This window comes from Corynebacterium sp. HMSC05H05, from assembly GCF_001807265.1.
GTDB lineage: Bacteria > Actinomycetota > Actinomycetes > Mycobacteriales > Mycobacteriaceae > Corynebacterium.
Window position 1 is genome coordinate 18,981 of sequence record NZ_KV788370.1, and the last position, 16,078, is coordinate 35,058.

Annotated in this window: 16 protein-coding genes; 9 read left to right on the plus strand and 7 right to left on the minus strand. The window is 65.0% G+C overall.

From position 1 onward, the window contains the following. Positions 1-62 precede the first annotated feature (62 nt). Positions 63-1,706 (plus strand): DUF885 domain-containing protein, encoded by a 1,644-nt coding sequence (locus HMPREF3151_RS01120; RefSeq protein ID WP_070472435.1) that lies wholly within the window; start codon positions 63-65, stop codon positions 1,704-1,706. Here the strand turns inward: HMPREF3151_RS01120 and HMPREF3151_RS01125 are convergent. Beyond that, complete coding sequence (locus tag HMPREF3151_RS01125; RefSeq protein WP_083290106.1) at positions 1,681-2,676, minus strand: AbrB family transcriptional regulator; 996 nt, start codon at positions 2,674-2,676, stop codon at positions 1,681-1,683. The two genes, HMPREF3151_RS01120 and HMPREF3151_RS01125, sit on opposite strands and share 26 nt — an antisense overlap. Positions 2,677-2,694: 18 nt before the next feature. Between HMPREF3151_RS01125 and HMPREF3151_RS01130 the strand changes: the two genes are divergently transcribed. After that, entirely contained in the window at positions 2,695-3,444 is a 750-nt protein-coding gene (locus tag HMPREF3151_RS01130; protein WP_083290107.1) for a TSUP family transporter, read from the plus strand. Here HMPREF3151_RS01130 and HMPREF3151_RS01135 read toward each other — a convergent pair. Next, entirely contained in the window at positions 3,427-4,878 is a 1,452-nt protein-coding gene (locus tag HMPREF3151_RS01135; RefSeq protein ID WP_070472440.1) for an amino acid permease, read from the minus strand. The two genes, HMPREF3151_RS01130 and HMPREF3151_RS01135, sit on opposite strands and share 18 nt — an antisense overlap. Before the next feature lie 88 nt (positions 4,879-4,966). Here HMPREF3151_RS01135 and HMPREF3151_RS01140 point away from each other — a divergent pair, with 88 nt between their 5' ends. Next, positions 4,967-5,605 carry a Rib/alpha-like domain-containing protein gene (locus HMPREF3151_RS01140; protein ID WP_070472443.1) on the plus strand — a complete coding sequence of 213 codons (639 nt, stop codon included), beginning with the start codon at positions 4,967-4,969 and terminating at the stop codon, positions 5,603-5,605. Here the strand turns inward: HMPREF3151_RS01140 and HMPREF3151_RS01145 are convergent. After that, the gene (locus tag HMPREF3151_RS01145; RefSeq protein WP_070472446.1) at positions 5,586-7,682 is read right to left on the minus strand and encodes an ATP-dependent RNA helicase; all 2,097 of its coding nucleotides are present in this window, start codon (positions 7,680-7,682) and stop codon (positions 5,586-5,588) included. The two genes, HMPREF3151_RS01140 and HMPREF3151_RS01145, sit on opposite strands and share 20 nt — an antisense overlap. A gap of 25 nt (positions 7,683-7,707) precedes the next feature. Here HMPREF3151_RS01145 and thpR point away from each other — a divergent pair, with 25 nt between their 5' ends. Further along, positions 7,708-8,250 (plus strand): RNA 2',3'-cyclic phosphodiesterase, encoded by a 543-nt coding sequence (thpR, locus tag HMPREF3151_RS01150; protein WP_070472538.1) that lies wholly within the window; start codon positions 7,708-7,710, stop codon positions 8,248-8,250. On the opposite strand, the gene HMPREF3151_RS01155 is transcribed toward thpR, so the two are convergent. Continuing rightward, complete coding sequence (locus HMPREF3151_RS01155; protein WP_070472449.1) at positions 8,247-9,671, minus strand: HNH endonuclease signature motif containing protein; 1,425 nt, start codon at positions 9,669-9,671, stop codon at positions 8,247-8,249. The two genes, thpR and HMPREF3151_RS01155, sit on opposite strands and share 4 nt — an antisense overlap. Before the next feature lie 133 nt (positions 9,672-9,804). On the opposite strand from HMPREF3151_RS01155, the gene HMPREF3151_RS01160 reads away from it, so the two are divergent. Genes HMPREF3151_RS01160 through HMPREF3151_RS01180 form a run of 5 tightly spaced genes read left to right on the plus strand, consistent with a single transcriptional unit; the run spans position 9,805 to position 12,688 of the window. Next, a complete protein-coding gene (locus tag HMPREF3151_RS01160; RefSeq protein ID WP_246815164.1) occupies positions 9,805-10,431 on the plus strand; it encodes an alpha-ketoglutarate-dependent dioxygenase AlkB in 627 nt (208 codons plus the stop codon). Next, a complete protein-coding gene (locus HMPREF3151_RS01165) occupies positions 10,428-11,000 on the plus strand; it encodes a LysE family translocator (protein ID WP_070472451.1) in 573 nt (190 codons plus the stop codon). The genes HMPREF3151_RS01160 and HMPREF3151_RS01165 overlap by 4 nt, the downstream gene beginning before the upstream one ends. Then, positions 10,997-11,707, plus strand: coding sequence for an SDR family oxidoreductase (locus HMPREF3151_RS01170; protein ID WP_070472454.1), 711 nt, complete (start codon positions 10,997-10,999; stop codon positions 11,705-11,707). The genes HMPREF3151_RS01165 and HMPREF3151_RS01170 overlap by 4 nt, the downstream gene beginning before the upstream one ends. Before the next feature lie 10 nt (positions 11,708-11,717). Further along, complete coding sequence (locus tag HMPREF3151_RS01175; protein WP_070472457.1) at positions 11,718-12,005, plus strand: RNA-binding S4 domain-containing protein; 288 nt, start codon at positions 11,718-11,720, stop codon at positions 12,003-12,005. After that, positions 12,005-12,688, plus strand: coding sequence for a VOC family protein (locus HMPREF3151_RS01180; RefSeq protein ID WP_070472460.1), 684 nt, complete (start codon positions 12,005-12,007; stop codon positions 12,686-12,688). Before HMPREF3151_RS01175 ends, HMPREF3151_RS01180 begins: the two co-directional genes overlap by 1 nt. Here HMPREF3151_RS01180 and HMPREF3151_RS01185 read toward each other — a convergent pair. The 3 genes from HMPREF3151_RS01185 to HMPREF3151_RS01195 are packed head-to-tail and all read right to left on the minus strand — an operon-like array spanning position 12,685 to position 16,065. Continuing rightward, the gene (locus HMPREF3151_RS01185) at positions 12,685-13,332 is read right to left on the minus strand and encodes a hypothetical protein (protein WP_070472463.1); all 648 of its coding nucleotides are present in this window, start codon (positions 13,330-13,332) and stop codon (positions 12,685-12,687) included. The two genes, HMPREF3151_RS01180 and HMPREF3151_RS01185, sit on opposite strands and share 4 nt — an antisense overlap. Next, on the minus strand, positions 13,326-15,206 hold the full coding sequence (locus HMPREF3151_RS01190; protein ID WP_070472468.1) for a M13 family metallopeptidase: 1,881 nt from the start codon (positions 15,204-15,206) through the stop codon (positions 13,326-13,328). The genes HMPREF3151_RS01185 and HMPREF3151_RS01190 overlap by 7 nt, the downstream gene beginning before the upstream one ends. Further along, complete coding sequence (locus tag HMPREF3151_RS01195; protein WP_070472471.1) at positions 15,199-16,065, minus strand: cutinase family protein; 867 nt, start codon at positions 16,063-16,065, stop codon at positions 15,199-15,201. Before HMPREF3151_RS01195 ends, HMPREF3151_RS01190 begins: the two co-directional genes overlap by 8 nt. Between the last annotated feature and the right edge of the window lie 13 nt (positions 16,066-16,078).

Below are 16,078 nucleotides of genomic sequence, written 5' to 3' on the forward strand. Positions count from 1 at the left end.
ATATATTTACCCGGCGCTTGACGTAATTGTCCATTTGGCCAGGTCGGATACAATCGCTCGGCATGACCAACGAAAGCTTGCGCGAGCCGTCCCTGCTGGACGCCACTTGTGAGGACTTCGTCTACGACCTCGCCGAGATCAGCCCCACCCTTGCCACCCAGATTGGCATCGACGGCCACGACGGGGAGTTGCAGGATTTCTCCCCGGACTACTGGAGCCGCCTGGCGGACAGGATGCGGGACCTGGTCGCGGACGTGGACGCGCTCAACGATTGCACGGATGCCTCCGACGACGAGGACGACTTCGACGACGTGGACAACCTCACCGCCGCGATCCTGCGCGACCGCATGAGTGCGGAGCTGGAGTTCCACCACCGCGGCGAGCTGCTGTGCCGGCTGAACAACATCGATTCGCCGGTGCAGACCATCCGTGATTCCTTCGCGCTGATGCCGAAGGTGACGGAGGAGGACTTCGACAACATCGCCTCGCGCATGTCTCGCATCCCGAACGCGTTGGCGGGGTACCGCGAGTCGTTGAGCGAGGCGGCGGCGACAGGCGATGTTGCCTCCCACCGCCAGATTGACGCGGTAATCAACCAGTGCGAGCTCCTCGGCGAGACCGAATCCCAGCTGGACCACCTGGGCCTGTCGCCCGATTCGCATGTGGTGGGCCATGCCAAGGAGGCGTTCCTGGAGATGGCGGACTGGCTGTCCACCGAGCTGTCGCCGCAGGCCTCCCACAACGACGGCGTGGGCCGCGAGCGCTACCAGCTGTTCGCCGAGTTCTTCCACGGCCGCGAGGTGGACCTGGACGCCAGCTACGAATGGGCGCAGGAGGAACTGGCCAAAACAGTGGAGGAGCAGCGCGCCATCGCACGCGAGCTCTACGGCGACGTCTCCGTGGCGGGCGCCTACCGCAACCTGAACCAGGACGAGCGCTACATCCTCCGCGGCGCAGACGCGCTGATCGAGTGGATGTCCGACCTCAACGACAAGGCCGCCGACGTCTTCCACGTGCCGGAGGGCCTGCACACAGTGGAGTGCGACATCGACCGCGCCGGCTCCGGCGGCATCTTCTACACCCCGCCCAGCGACGACATGATCCGCCCCGGCACCATGTGGTGGTCCGTGCCGGAAGGCCAGGAGACGTTCCACACCTGGCAGGAGATGTCCACCGTCTTCCACGAGGGCGTGCCGGGCCACCACCTGCAGCACGGCTACGCCCTGCTCAACCGCAGCGAGTTGAACCTGTGGCGCCGCTCCGTGTGCTGGAACTCCGCCCACGGCGAGGGCTGGGCGCTCTACGCCGAGCACCTCATGGAGGACCACGGCTTCTTCGAGGACCCCGGCTACCGCATGGGCCTGCTCGACTCCAGGCGCCTCCGCCTCGCCCGCGTGATGGTGGACATCGGCGTCCACCTGGGCAAAACCACCCCGGAGGGCACCGGCACCTGGGATGCCCAATATGCGAAGGCGTTCCTGCGCGACAACACTGCCATGCCGGAGGCGAACCTGGCTTTCGAGCTGGACCGCTACATGGGTTGGCCCGGCCAGGCACCGTCGTACGCCCTGGGCTACAAGGACTGGGTGGACCTGCGCCGCCAGGCACTCATCCAGGGCATGAGCGAGCACGAGTTCCACGTCAAGGCCCTCAAGCTCGGCTCCATGCCCATGGACATGCTCACGAACGAGGTGCTCCACCACTAAGGATCTTGGGCAGCCACCCGGCGAACAGGATCACCATGATCAGCCGGATCACCTGCAGCGCCACCACCGCCGGGCTGGTGGCCAGCACCAGCACGGTCTCCAGCGCGCCGGGGCTGGTGGCCAGGTAGCCCTCGTAGAAACTCAGGCCCAGCCACTTGGCCATGAGCCACCCCATGCCGGCGCACGCCAGCATCAGCCCGGCGATGTAGGCCAGCGTGGCGGGAAGCAGGCGGGAAAACCGGCGCAGCGCGGGCACGGACAGCCCGCCGCCGCACATCCACCCGATGGCCAAAAAGCCCACAATGGACAGCAGCTGCGGCGGCACGATGGTCACATCCACCAGCGCGCCCACCAGCACCGTCAGCGCCATCGGGCCAAAGACCGAGGGGTTGGGAAACCTCAGCAGCTTGCCCCCGAACAGCCCCACGACAATCAGCGCCGGGACCAGTAGCCACATCCACCAGTAGGGCTCCAGGTCTGTGTGTGCCGCAGTAGGGGCGCCGAACAGCGACGCAACCAGCGGCAGCGACACGGACACAATGAGCAGCCGCAGGTACTGGCTGAGGCTGACGTAGCGGATGTCCGCGCCCACGTCGCGTGCGATCGCCGGCATCAGCGACGCACCGCCGGGCAGCAGCGACAGCACACCCGTTTCCCGTGAAACACCGTGGTTCGCCAGCACTAGACCGCCAACGAATCCAAGAGAGATCACCACCGCGCCCGCAACCACGCCCGGCAGGAGGTAGGGCAGCGGGTTCATCCCCACCAGCGGCAGCGCCGCAAACACGCCGACGGTGCCGCGGGCGAAGGTGAACAGGTGCTCGTTGACGGGCAGGTCTTCCTCCGTCACCAGCGCCACCGACCCGGCCCCCAGAATCCCGGCCAGGATCCAGGCTGCCGGCACATTGAGAAACGTAAACAACAGCCCGAGCGCCACTGAAAGAGGTGCAGCCACAAGCCAACGGTTCATGTGGGGCATAGTAGTCTCGTGATTGTTTTCCTCCTCGCGGCGTCCGCGTTCGCCGGCTGGATCGACGCCGTGATCGGCGGCGGCGGGCTCGTGCTCATCCCGGTACTGATGTCGGCGACGTCCATGCCGGCGGCGTCCGTGCTGGCCACGAACAAGGTCGCGGCGATCTCGGGCACCGCCTCCGCCGCGGCTACCCTCGTGCGCCGCGTCGGGGTGCCACGCATCACGTGGGTGTACGCGTTCATCGCCGGCGTCGCGGCAGCGCTCGGCGCCAGGGCGGTCTCGCTTATCGACGACTCCGTGGCCACCCCCATCATCCTCATCCTCCTCGTCGGAGTGGGCATCTTTGTGGCCATGAACCCGAAGTTCGGGCAGGAGGGCGCCGGCATCTTCTCCGGCAAGCGTCTCGCCTTCGCCGCCCTTGCAGTCGCCGTCATCGGCGGCTACGACGGCGTGTTCGGCCCCGGCGCCGGCATGTTCCTCATCATGGCGTTCACGGCGATCTTCACCCAGGGGTTCGTGCGTTCGGCGGCGATGGCAAAGGTGGTCAACACCGCCACGAACCTAGGTGCGCTGTTGGTGTTCGGCCTCGGCGGCTTCATTGATTGGAAGCTCGCGCTCGCGCTTGCAGCCGCCAACGTGGTGGGCGCGCAGCTGGGGGCGCGGACGGTGCTGAAGGGCGGATCGACGCTGGTGCGCGTGGCGCTCCTTGGGCTCGTGGTCACGCTAACTGCGAAGTTGGGCTGGGACCTACTCCAGCACCAGTGACCCGTTGACCAGCCCGACCACGGCGATCACCGCCGCGACCAGCACTGCCGCCACCACGGCCCACTCGAAGGCGTTGAAGAGCTTGTCGCCGTGCTTGCGGCGCGTCCAGATGTAGGGGACCAGGCCCGGCACCACGGCCAGCGCGCCGAGCAGTACGTACACCGGGTCCGCGGCGTAGATCAGCCAGAGTGAGTACACGGAGCCGATCAGGCCCACGAAAAGGTGCCTGCGGTTGTCGCGGCGAGAAACGTCCGGCCCGGAGTCGTCGAAACGCGTGCCGGCGTGCGGGTGGGTCAGGCCCTTGCCTCTGATGGTTAAAAGCACCAGGTAGATGGAGGAGAAGATGTACGGCAGCAGGTACATGATGGTGGCCAGCTGCACCATGGCGTTGTAGGACGCCGAGGAGACGAAGAACACCACCACGAAGAACTGGATCGCCAGCGTGGACAAAAGCTGCGCTCGCACCGGAGAACCATTGGTGTTGTGGCTGCCCATCGAGTGCGGCAGCAGCCCGTCCTGCGCCATCAGCACGATCGGCTCGGCGCACAGCATCTGCCACGACACATACGCGCCCAAAACAGACAGGCACAGGCCGATGGAGATCAGCGCGCCGCCCCACGGTCCAACCACTTGCTCGAGCACCGCGCCCATGGAGTTGTCCGGAAGCGCCGCCAGCTCTTCCTGGCTGAGCACGCCGTAGGAGAGGGTGGACACCGCCACCAAAAGGCCCAAAACAGAGAGGAAGCCGATGATGGTGGCCTTGCCGACGTCGCTACGCACGCGCGCCTGCTTGGAGTACACCGAGGCGCCCTCGATGCCGATGAACACCCAGACGGTGTAGAGCATGATGCCCTTGAGCTGGTCCGTGAAGGGGATGTGCGAGCCCCAGAAATCCATGGTGAAGCGGTCCCAGGAGAACCCGAGGAACGCCACCAGCACAATAAAGGCCAGGATGGGCAGCAGTTTCGCCACGGTCGTGACCGCATTCATCACCGCCGCCTGCTTCAGACCGCGGGTCAGGCCGAAGAAGATCAGCCAGCTCAGTGCACTCACTGAGATAGCCAGCACCCAGCGGTTGGAGAAGACCGGGAAGTAGTAGCCGAGAGTGTTAAAGAACAGTGTGGCGTACCCCACCTGGGCCATCACCGAGCCGAGCCAGTAGCCCATGCCGGAGGTGAACCCGATGAAGTCGCCCAGCCCCGCCCGGACGTAGGAGTAGACTCCGGAATCCAGGTGCGGTTTTCTCACCGCCAGGATTTGGAAGACGAAGGCGATGGAGAGCATTCCCACGCCTGCGATAGCCCAGCCGGTGAGCATGGCGCCCGGGCTGGCTACTGAACCGATGTTTTGGGGCAGCGCGAAAATGCCGGACCCGATGGTGGATCCGATAATGAGTGAGACCAAGGTCCACACGGAAACAGTGCGCTTTGACATGGCGAGTAAGACTACATCAGGAGTTGTCCACTACAATCATCGATAATCCGAAGCCATATAAACATCTACAACTGAGGAAACCTGAGAAATGCGCACCAAACTTATCGCACTCACGAGCGCCCTCGCGCTCGCCTGCGCGACAGTTTCCCCAGCTCACGCTGAAGATGGGTACGAGACCACCAACGTGGTTCCGGGGCTTACCGCCACCCTTGAACCCCCGCTGCCACTCGGCGCGGCATGGTACGAAGCGGACTCCATGCCTAGCTGGGCAACGATGACGCCAGACGGCGCGATCCACCTAGAACCGGGGGAGGAGATCACCCCCGGCGTCTACGAGTGGTCGGTCACCGCGACGTTCGCCGACGAGACCACCCAGGTCTTCCCCGTCAGCGTCACCGTGGGCACAGAGTCTGACGCGTCCCAGGAGGGCGCCGTCATCGACGCGTTTGTCCAGTACGCCCCCGAGGTTTCCCACCGCTGCGCAGCCACCGCTCTCGGAGTCGGCCTGCCGCTGCTGGTGCTTTTGCCGCTCGGGTTCGCGTCTCAGCTGAGCATGCCGTTTGTGGCGCGCCAGGACCACCTGCAACTGCAGGTGGATAACGTGCCGTTCCAGCTGGACGTGAAGCTGCGCGACCTGAACTCCAAGGACGTGGACATGGGGATCGCCGCAATCCTCGCCGCCGCGGGCCTCGCTGGCGCCGGCGCCATCATTTCCCAGTGCCAGTAGGGTCCTCGGGCCACGCGTGCTTGGGGTAGCGCCCGCGCATCTCTTTGCGCACCTGCTGGTACGGCCCCTCCCAGAAACTGTCTAAGTCGTCGGTTACCGCCAGCGGCCTACCCGCCGGCGACAGCAGGTGGTACAGCACCTTCACGCCCGACACCGTCTGCCCCTTCTGGCCGAACATGTGCTGCAGCTTCACGCGCTTGACCGGCCTGCCACTGCCGTACTGGTACTCCTTCGGCGCCGCAGCATCCAGCTCCGCCACCTGCTTCCAATCCAGTTGGCGCAGCATCGCCTGCCTCATGTCGCAATTGCTTATCGACGCACCTTCGGCCACCCCACGTACCTCCACCGAGTAATCGCCCTGGCTGACATCCGGCCAGCCCAATGTCTCGTGCAGGAAGTCCAGCCGCTCCTTCAAGTGCTGCTCCTCCTTGGTCAGCGGGAAGCTGGCAAAGTCCACGTCTGTCAGCGCCTCCGCCGCCTCGTTCGGGGTGAGCTTCACTGGCGTGGAGCTGAGCTCGATCGCGCCAATCCTGGCGACCTTTCGGCCTCTGACCTTGCCATCTTCCAGGTAGGCCTTCGTCTCCTCCACCACGCGGTGCTCCGGAAACGCGATCGGTTCGGCCTCGCGGATGACTGCCCCGCTGTGGGTTCGTTGCACCTCCGCGGCCGCGATCCATTCGGCGTTCGAGTTGAACTTTGCGCGGGTGCCTGACGCCAGCTGGTACTCATCGCCGACCTTCTTGGCGATCCACTGCGGGAAGGCACTCGCAATCACCTCGCCCGGATCCACCGGGCCCTTGTCCGGCACCAGCCGGCGCAGCCGGGGAGAATCCCCGGCAAGTCTCGCCACTATCGGCGCCGCTTGGGAGCCCCACTCCAACAGAGCAGCACCGAGTCTCGGGTCCAGGGGAAACCTCGCCAGCTTCTTGCCGAACTCCGTGATTTTGCCGTTCTTGGTGGCCCCGAGCTGCTCGAGGTTGGATTCGGCTTCGGTGAGGTCCTTTGGTTCGTCGATAAGCGGTAGGTCCGGCGACCCCCACGCCTTCATGGTCAGCAGCGCGCCGGTGAGGTCCGCGGTGAGGATTTCAGGGGTGATGTCCGGCTGCATCCTCGCGTACTCGTCGCGGGAGAAGACACGCACCACCTCGCCGGGGCCCTCGCGCCCCGCGCGGCCGGCCCGCTGGTCAGCGCTGGTTTTCGCCTCCGAGACCGTGACCAGGCCAGTCATGCCCCTGTTGTCGCGCTTGGGAACTCTGGACAACCCGGCGTCCACCACCTTGCGCACCCCCGGCACAGTCATCGACGACTCCGCCACCGACGTCGCCACCACCACCCGGTTTGTCCCCCGCAAAGATTCGTCCTGCTCCTTGCTGGTCTGGCGGCCGTGGAGCGGCCTCGCATCATCGAGGAACCCGCACACCAGGTCCACCTCGCGCACGCCCGGCACGAACACCAGCGTCCGGTGCTCACTGTCGGTCTGCGCCGCGACGTGACGATAAAACTCCTTCGTCCCCTGGATCCGTTCCGGGTGCGGGGCGTACTGGATGTCCAGCGGGTGCGTCACCGCCTCCGTGGACAGGACCTGCGCGCCCATGTGGTCCGCGAACTTCTGCGCGTCCAGCGTCGCGGACATGGCGGCCAGGTACAGGTCATCGCGCAAGAGCGCGACCTCCATGCACATCGCCAGCACCAAGTCAGTGTCCAGCTGGCGCTCGTGCACCTCGTCGATCACCACCGCGTTGACGCCCTCCAGGCCCGGGTCCTTGAGCAGGCGATTGAGCAGCACGCCCGGCGTGACAAATTCGACGAGCTCGCCGTCCTTGTGCTCGCCGCGGATGCTGTAGCCGACTTTGGCGCTGTCGCTGAGATGCGCGAGCCGCTGCGCCGCCGCCCGCACCGCCACCCTCCTGGGTGCCGTGACCAGCGTTTTTCCCACCTTGTTCGCGATTGCCGGCGGCACCAGCGTGGTTTTGCCCGTGCCGGGTGGCGCCTCCACCACCAGCGGGCCTTTGTCCGGCAGCTGGTCGATAACACGCGACACGGGCAAATCCCGTCCGATTTTCGCGAGGTCAAACATGGCAATTAAGGGTAGCGTGTGGGCCATGAGACGCCTCTTCGCAGCGATCGTCCCTCCGGCCGATGTTCGCGAACACCTCATCACCGCCCTGCGGCCCATCCGGGACTTCTCGGGCACAGAAGTGCGCTGGGCCGACCCCGACAACTGGCACATCACGGTCGCCTTCTACGGGTCACAGCCCAACGACGCCGCCGCGGTCACCGACCACCTAGCGCAAGCCACCGCCTTCACCCGGCCCTTGAGGTTGCACCTCCGAGGAGCCGGGTGTTTTGATCGGCGCACCATGTGGATCGGGGTCGGCGGCGACAAAGCACCGCTGAAAGACCTGATGGCGGACTGCCAGCTCGACCCCGACATGCGCCGCCGGCAGCGCGCACACCTGACCGTCGCGCGGACCGGCACTCGCACAAGGGATCCATGGCTTCTCGACGACCACGCCCACGCCCTCGCCATCTACACCGGCCCTGAATTCGCCGCCGATGAAGTGCTGCTGCTGGAGTCACACCTGGGCAAGGGCCGAAGTGGCGGCCCAAAGTACGAGGTGGTGGATCGGTTTTACTTGCGTTAGTGTTCTTCCTCCTCCGGGTCGGGGAACGGGGCCTCAACCGGCTCTTCGGGGAGCGGTTCCACGTATGGCATCTCTGGAGTGAACCCGAATTTCATGCCGTACTCCTGCTCTAAGTCTTTGATCGCGGCGGTGGCCTGTTCGAGGTCCAGGTCCTGCTCGAAGGTGTCCAGGATTGTGTGGCCTTTGGCGAAAAACTCCGCAGCCCGGGAGCGATTTTTGCGCACGGCGGACATACTGGACTGCCACCGCGGGTTAAACGGTGTGATCTGGTCGCGCAACAGGCCCTCTTCGGCGGTGACGACATAGGTGCCGTCGGCGAATAGCAAGATGATGTCGCCGGAGTAGGGGTCGGGGATGTAGAAAATCCGGCGGTCGGTCTTCATGTTGTGGTGGTGCTGGCACAGGGGGAAAAGGTTGTCCACCTCGGTGCGGCCGCCCTCCTCGTAGGGGATGCGGTGGTCCAGCTGGCACTGCTCGGCGGGACGGTTGCACTCCGGGTAGATGCAGGTGCGGTTGCGGGCGTACACGGCGTGGCGCATGCCCTCGCCGGGGCCGTAGCCCTGCAGCACCTTTTCGCCCTCTTTCTCCAGATCGCGCGTGACGGGGAACGTTCTTGCCAACCAGTCTTCGAACGCGGAGGTGGCCTCCGGTGTCGTCCAACCGCTGCCGGGGAGGTAGACCGGGCCGCTGATCGCGCGGTTCTTCGGGGCGTACACGTTCAGCACCGGAGTCACCTCAATGCCGATCGCCTCGCCGGACAGCAGCATGATAGCCGCGTCGGCCGTGCTGATGCCGAGCTCGCGCGCAACCTCGGCGACGTTCGCCTGGATCCTCCGGCCGTCCAGAGAATTCGTGTCCAGCTGCACGATCGCCCGGTCGCGGTACTCGTAGATGCCGAACTTTTCTGAGTTGTCCTGCTCGCGCTTTTCTCGCTTGCGCTTGTCGTAGGCGCGACCCCTATCCATGCGCTTAATCGCGGCACGGATGCGGTCTGTGACGGTTTTGCGCTGGGGAACAGCCTGGTCGTGGCGGGTGGGGGTGAACGTGTTTACCAGGATGCCGTCGATAAGCATGAGTGCTTCCTCGTCCGCATCCTCCCCGAGCTCCTCGATGGCGGTGTAGACCGCGGTCAAGTGCCCCACGTCCATCACGCGCGATTCTTGTTGCAGCTCCCGCAGGCGCGGGAGGTCTTGCAGCGCGGCGTGGCCGAGGATGGCGTTTTTGACAAACCCTTTGTGCCACCCGGTGGCGAGCTGCAGTTGTGTCACAGTGGCGTCGAAATCCTCGACGTCGAAACCGGGGTACGCGTAGTGCCCAAACATGGTCCAGTACGTGTCCCGGATGGCCTGGGCGCATTCGCTATCCGGGTCGTGTTCTCGCTGGTTACGAAATTTTTTCGGTGCTGTGGTGGCGGTGGTCACGGTCGCCCCTCTCGTCGTGATATGCTCAACAATATAGAACACGTGAACGACTGTCAAGGGGTAGGCCAGGAAAAATAAAACGAAAACCACTCACGTGTGCGACCATTACGCGCTGGTGCGCTACATTATTCCCGTGCTCGTCATTCCGCGGCCGCCCGCCCGCATCATCCCTGGTGCGGTCCATTTGCCTGCCTTCTTCACGTCCGCTGAGCAGGAGGAACTGGTCGCCCAGGCGCGCGAGCTGGCACGGATGGCAGCGGGGACGCCCGTTGCTATGCGACGTCCAAAGGTCGGCCACGGCCACATGGATGCCTGGCTGCTCTCGCTGGGCTGGTTCTGGGCCACGAACCCGTACCGCATGGTCAGGGAGGTCGACGGCTACCCAGTGCCGCCGATCCCCGGGAACTTCCAGGCCATCGCGGATAACGTCATGGCCAAGGCGAGGGAAGTAGACCCGCTAGTCGGCCCGACCCCAAGAATTGAAACAGCGCTGGTGAACTTCTACCCGCCGGGCAAGGGGATGGGCCAGCACGTGGATGCGGAGGAAAAGTCGGAGAATGCGGTGGTCAGCCTGTCGTTCGGCCAGGACACGATCTTCCGCATCGCTGGGCGCGATACGCTGCTCCTGTCCGGCGACGTTGTCGTCTTTGGCGGTCCAGCCAGGAGGGCGAAACATGGCGTGCTCGGCGCTAGAAAGGGCACGTCCGACCTGCTCGAAGGCCGGCTGAACATCACCATGCGGCAAATGGAGGCGACATGATTGCGTTACTCGGTGTGTGGCTTGCGGCGATCGCGAGCCCCGGCCCGGACTTGGTGCAGATCATCCGCGTGGGATCGAAGGACCGCAGGTCGGGTGTGATGTGCGCGCTGGGCATCATGCTCGGCAACACCATCTGGATCGTCGCATCCCTGGCGGGCCTAAGTGCGCTGATTCAGGCATTTCCGCAGGTTTTGTCGGTGCTCCAGATCGTGGGCGGAGCCTACCTGCTGTGGATGGGCATCGGCGCCATCCGTGCCTCCGACCCGGAGATCCCCGCCACGAAGCGGGTGCCGAGGCCGCTGCTCACGGGCTTGCTCACCAACCTGTCCAACCCGAAAGCGATCCTGTTCTTCGGCGCCATCTTCGCCCAGTTCGCGCACCTCGGGTGGATCGCCGCGCCGGTCATGGTTATCACGGGCACCATCTGGTTCACCGGCTTTGCGCTGGCAGTCCAAGCAATGTCGCAGTTGATCGTCAAGTACAGCAAGCTTATCGACGTCATCACGGGCAGCATCTTCATCGCATTAGCACTCTGGATGCTGTGGGAGGGCCTACACTTCGGCTCATGAGCGAGCAGAAGGTAGCAGTAGTCACTGGCGGATCGGCAGGTATCGGGGAGGCCACATGCAGGGCGCTGGCCAAGGACGGCTGGAAGGTCGTCGTGGCGGCGCGGCGCCTGGAGAAGTGCCAGAGCATCGCGGACGAGATCGGTGGGGTGGCGATGGAGTTGGACGTGGTGGACCGAGGGAGCGTCGAGAAGCTTGCGGAGCTTGACCGCGTCGATCTACTGGTCAACAACGCCGGCGGCGCGAAGGAGCTGGACTTTTTGCGCGACGCGGACGACGCGGACTGGGAGTGGATGTTCCAGACCAACGTGATGGGCACGATGCGCGTCACCCGCGCGCTGTACCCGCAGCTCAAGGCGTCGAACGGGCTGGTGGTGAACATCGGGTCGGTGGCTGGCACGGACGCGTACAAGGGCGGGTCGGGCTACAACGCCGCCAAGCACGGACTCCGCGGCGTGACCAGGGCGTTCAGGCGCGAGGAGGCGGAGAACAACATCCGTGTGTGCGAGATCGACCCGGGCCGGGTGAAGACGGACTTCTCCCTGAACAGATTCAAAGGCGACGAGCAGCGCGCAAACAAGGTCTACGAGGGCAAGCAGAATCTCTCCGCGGACGACATCGCGGAGGCCGTGCGGTGGGTGGCCAGCCTGCCGGCGCACGTCAACATCGACACGATGAGCATCATGCCGGTGGATCAGGCAGAACGCTAGACTGTCGGCCATGCATATCGACGTGCCCATTTCAGGCGACACGATCAAACTCGGCCAATTTCTCAAACTGGCCAACCTCGCAGAATCCGGCGGCCACGCCAAGGAGGCCATCAGCTCCGGCGAGGTCACCGTCAACAACGAGGTGGTCACCTCGAGGGGGCACTCGCTTATCGACGGCGATACCGTCGGCCTTGGGGCTGATTCGGCCACGGTTGTAGTCGACGGAGACGACGGCGACTACTTCGACGAGCGCACCGCCAACGACGACTTCGACCCCGAGAAGTGGAGGAACCTGTAATGCCCGCATTCGAAGGCAAGGAAGGCATGCCGTTCTGGCAGGACTTGGTCACCCAGAACCAGCTCAAGTCCACCCACTTCTACTCCGAGCTTTTGGGCTGGGAGATCGTGGACGGTATCGCCCGGAAAGAGGGCCTGCCGGTGGCTGGCATTGTGCCGGCGCAGATGGACATGTGGGTGACGTCGTTTATCGGCAGCCCGGAGAACGTGGAAAAGCTGGGCGGCAAGGTGCTCAGTGCAGATGAATCCGTCACACTCTGCCAGGACCCCGCCGGTGGCCTGTTCGGTCTGAAGGACCCGGAGGAGCGCTTCTTCGCCGCAGGTGAGCCGGGTGTGCCGGTGTGGTACGAGTACTCGGCTCCGAGCATGGACGCCATCGACTTCTACGGCGAGCTGTTCGACTGGGAGATCCGCGAGGAGGACGGCTACTTCGTCGCGGTGGAGGACGGGGCGCCGTTTTTGGGCATGTTCGTCGGCGAACACGCCCAGTGGTTCAGCTACTTCGGCGTGCGCGACGTGGACGCGGCCTGCACGCAGGTGGAAAACCTCGGCGGCGGGGTGGAGTTTGGCCCCGAGAACGGGACTGCCGGCGTGCACGACGCCAACGGCGCCCAGTTCTTCCTCGCCGAGGTTGACGAGCCCACCTTCGACGAGGTGGACGAAGCCGAGTCTGTTCTGGGCTAGAGCTCCTCGGCGGCGTCTGTGACCCGGCGGCGGATCTCCGCCGGCGTGGAGATGAACCCGTCGGCGTGGTACTCGGTGCCCTCAAGGCCAGAACCGGCCCTGACCTGGATAAACCCGTCCACCGCAGGTTGCGTGGTGGGAAAGGTGACGATGTAGCGGTCTGCCGGCGGCAACGCTACGTCGCCGAGTGCCCACACCACCTCGGCGCCGACCAATTCCACAGCCCTGGTGGCATCTGCCACTGAGTCCACGTCCAAAATCGTGGTGCCGGACAGCTCCGCGGCGGCCGCGACATCTGGGCGCCAGAGCATGTCCTTGGCGCCTGTGGGGCCGTCCCAAAGCGAAACTGCCCACCTCCCGTTCGGTTTTGATGGGCGGAACACAACACCAAGCTCGTGGGATTCCACTGTGACTCCATCAGCCCACTTTGTCGCTGGAAGCGCGTGGTCGACGGCGCTCCCGAGCATGAGCATCGCGGCGTGAGTGATGCGGTCCGGCAGCAGGGCCAGGTAGTTCGGCCCGTCCTCGTAGGTGGCGTGCATGTAGGACGCCAGCTGCTCCAGCTGCAGCTCCGGCGGCATGTCGCGTTTGACGCCGCCGACGTTGAAGTTCGGGTCGCCCTGCTCGTTGATGTGCTCTACCAAATCGTCACCCTGTCCTCGGGGTCGATCCACATCTTGGAGCCCTCTTCCACATCGAACGCCTCGTAGAACTCGGCGATGTTCGCGGCGATGACGTTGCAGCGGAACTCGTTCGGCGCGTGCGGGTCAATGGCCAAAAGCTGCGCCGCCATCTCCGGGCGTGCCTTGGAGCGCCACACACGCGCCCACGCGAGGAACAGGCGTTGGAAGCCGGTGTACTCGCCCTCCAAGTCGCCGAACTTCTGCGGCTCCCCATCATCGAGGCCGTGGTCCTGAAGGTACTTCTTGTACGCCACCACGGCGATGCCCAGCCCGCCGAGGTCGCCGATGTTCTCGCCCAAGGTGAACTCGCCGTTGACGCCCTTGGTCTTCGTGCCCTCCAACACGGACGGCACCAGGCCGTTGAACTGGCCGACTAGCTTCGCGGTCAGTTGCTCGAAGTTGGCGCGGTCCTCGTCGGTCCACCAGGAGTTGAGGTTGCCTAGCCCGTCGTAACGCGAGCCCTGGTCGTCGAAGCCGTGGCCGATCTCGTGCCCGATCACCGCGCCGATCGCGCCGAAGTTCTCCGCGGCGTCAGCGTCCGGGTCGAAAAACGGCGGCTGCAGGATCGCGGCGGGGAACGTGATGTCGTTGACCACAGGGTTGTAGAACGCGTTCACCGTTTGCGGAGAGGAGACCCATTCCTGCCGGTCGGAGGCTTTTCCAATCTTGGATAGCTGGTAGTCGTGCTCGAACGCGGCACCGCGGCGGACATTCTCCACCAGGTCCTCGCCGAACTCCAGGCCGGAGTAGTTGCGCCACTTCTCCGGGTAGCCGATCTTGGCGTTGAACTGCGCGAGCTTCTCCAGCGCGCGCTCCTTCGTCGGCTCGCTCATCCACTCCAGCTGCTGGATGCGGGAGCGGTAAGCAGCAATCAGGTACTCCACCAGCTCCAGCATCTTCTCCTTGGATGAGGGCGGGAAATGCTTCTCGACGTAGCTCCGCCCAATATCCTCTCCAACCAGGCTCTCCGCGAGCCCCACCCCACGCTTCCAACGGTCGCGCTGCTCGGTGGCGCCGGAGAGATGCTTTCCATAAAACTCGAAGTTGGTCTTGCCGATCTCCTCAGAGAGCACGCCGGCGCGGGAGCGCAGGATGTTCCACGCGGCCCACAGCTGCCAATCCGCGAGTGTTTCCCCGCGCAGCATGCCGTCCAGGTCTTCAGTGAACGACGGCATCATGTTGACGACCTTGCCGGAAAGACCGGAGGCGTCGAGAAGCACGCGCACCAAAGGCGGCATCTCCTCAAGGGTGGTGGGGTTGTAGGTGGCCACCGCGTCGCGCGCCTTGACCACGTCCCAGTGGCTCGCCGCCAGCTGGGTCTCCAGGTTGACGATGCGCTCGGCGGCGATCTCGGGTGTCAGTCCCTGCAGGTACTTCGGCTCGAGGAAGCCGAGCATCTTCGCCACGTGCTTCCTGTACGCCCCGAGGGTTTCCGCGTGGTCCTCGTCGCGGTAGTACGCCTCGTCCGGAAGGCCCAGGCCAGACTGGAAAATGTAGGCCACGGACTCCTCGCCCTGCGAGTCCTTCTCCACCCAGTAGCTCACCGGCCCGCCGATGCCCACGCGCTCCAGCTCGCCCAAGCCGCGCACGAACCCTTCGACGTCCGCGACCTCAATCTTGGCCAGGTCGGGGTCGAGGGAGCTGATGTCGCCGGGGTTGTCCATGAAGGACGTGAACAGGTCGCCGCCCAAGCCGGCACCTTCCTCCAGGATGGCGTGGACGTCTTCCTCGGACTTATCGCGCAAAACGTAGAACGCGCCGTCGATGCCGCGGTCAGCGGGGATTTCGTGGGTTTTCGCCCACGTGCCGTTTACAAGCTCAAAGAGGTCATTCATGCCCCAACTCTACCGCCGGAACAGGAATTTGGATGGGGGCTTGGGACTGCTCGATGATCCAGTTGCTGGCCTCGCGCTGCTGCGCCAGCGTGTAGCCGCCGTGAGAGCCGATGTCGAAGAAGATGCCCAGCGACTTCAGGCCGAGTGCACGGAACAGCACGTTGAACTCGGCGAGCGGCACGCGGCCGGCGGCCAGGTTGGTGCGCATGGCGGGGGCGACCAGTCCGCGGTGCGACTCCTGCATGGAGCACACAAGGTCGTCGACGCGGCAGATCTCCAACACGCGCGGGCCGAGCACGCCGTAGCCGTCCGGGAGCGAGCCCAGCGAGCCGCGCGAGTGCGGGGACGTGCCGGCGGAGAGCACCGCGCCGTTGCCGCCCTGGTGCGGGTTGGCAAACAGTGCCACGCCGGAGACACGCTCCGGTTCGATCGGGCCGCGTCCATTGGCGATGTCGCTGGTGATCGTGGCGGCGATGTCCGCGCCGAGCGAGTAGCCGGTGAAACTGAACTTCGCGTCCGGGCACGCGTTGGCCAGTCTTTTTACAGTGGATCGTGCGCGCTTCAGCCCGCCCGCCTTGGACTTCTCGTACTCCGTGGTGGCGAACGGGGTGGACCGGTAGGACACCCACAGCGGTGTGATCTCCCCGCCGGTGCCCAGTCGGGTGAGCATGCCGGTCATGAACACGTTGCCGCCGTGCGGCACGTAGTCCGGGATGCCCTCTGCCGTGTTAGCGCCGCCCGGCACCGCGACCAAGTAGTGCGCGGCGCAGCTCTGCTGGGCCTGGGCCTGAGCCTGAGCGGGGGTGGCGACCAGGGAAAACAGCAGGGCAGCGGCGGCGGCGATCTTTGGCAGTTTCATAGCGAGGGGATTG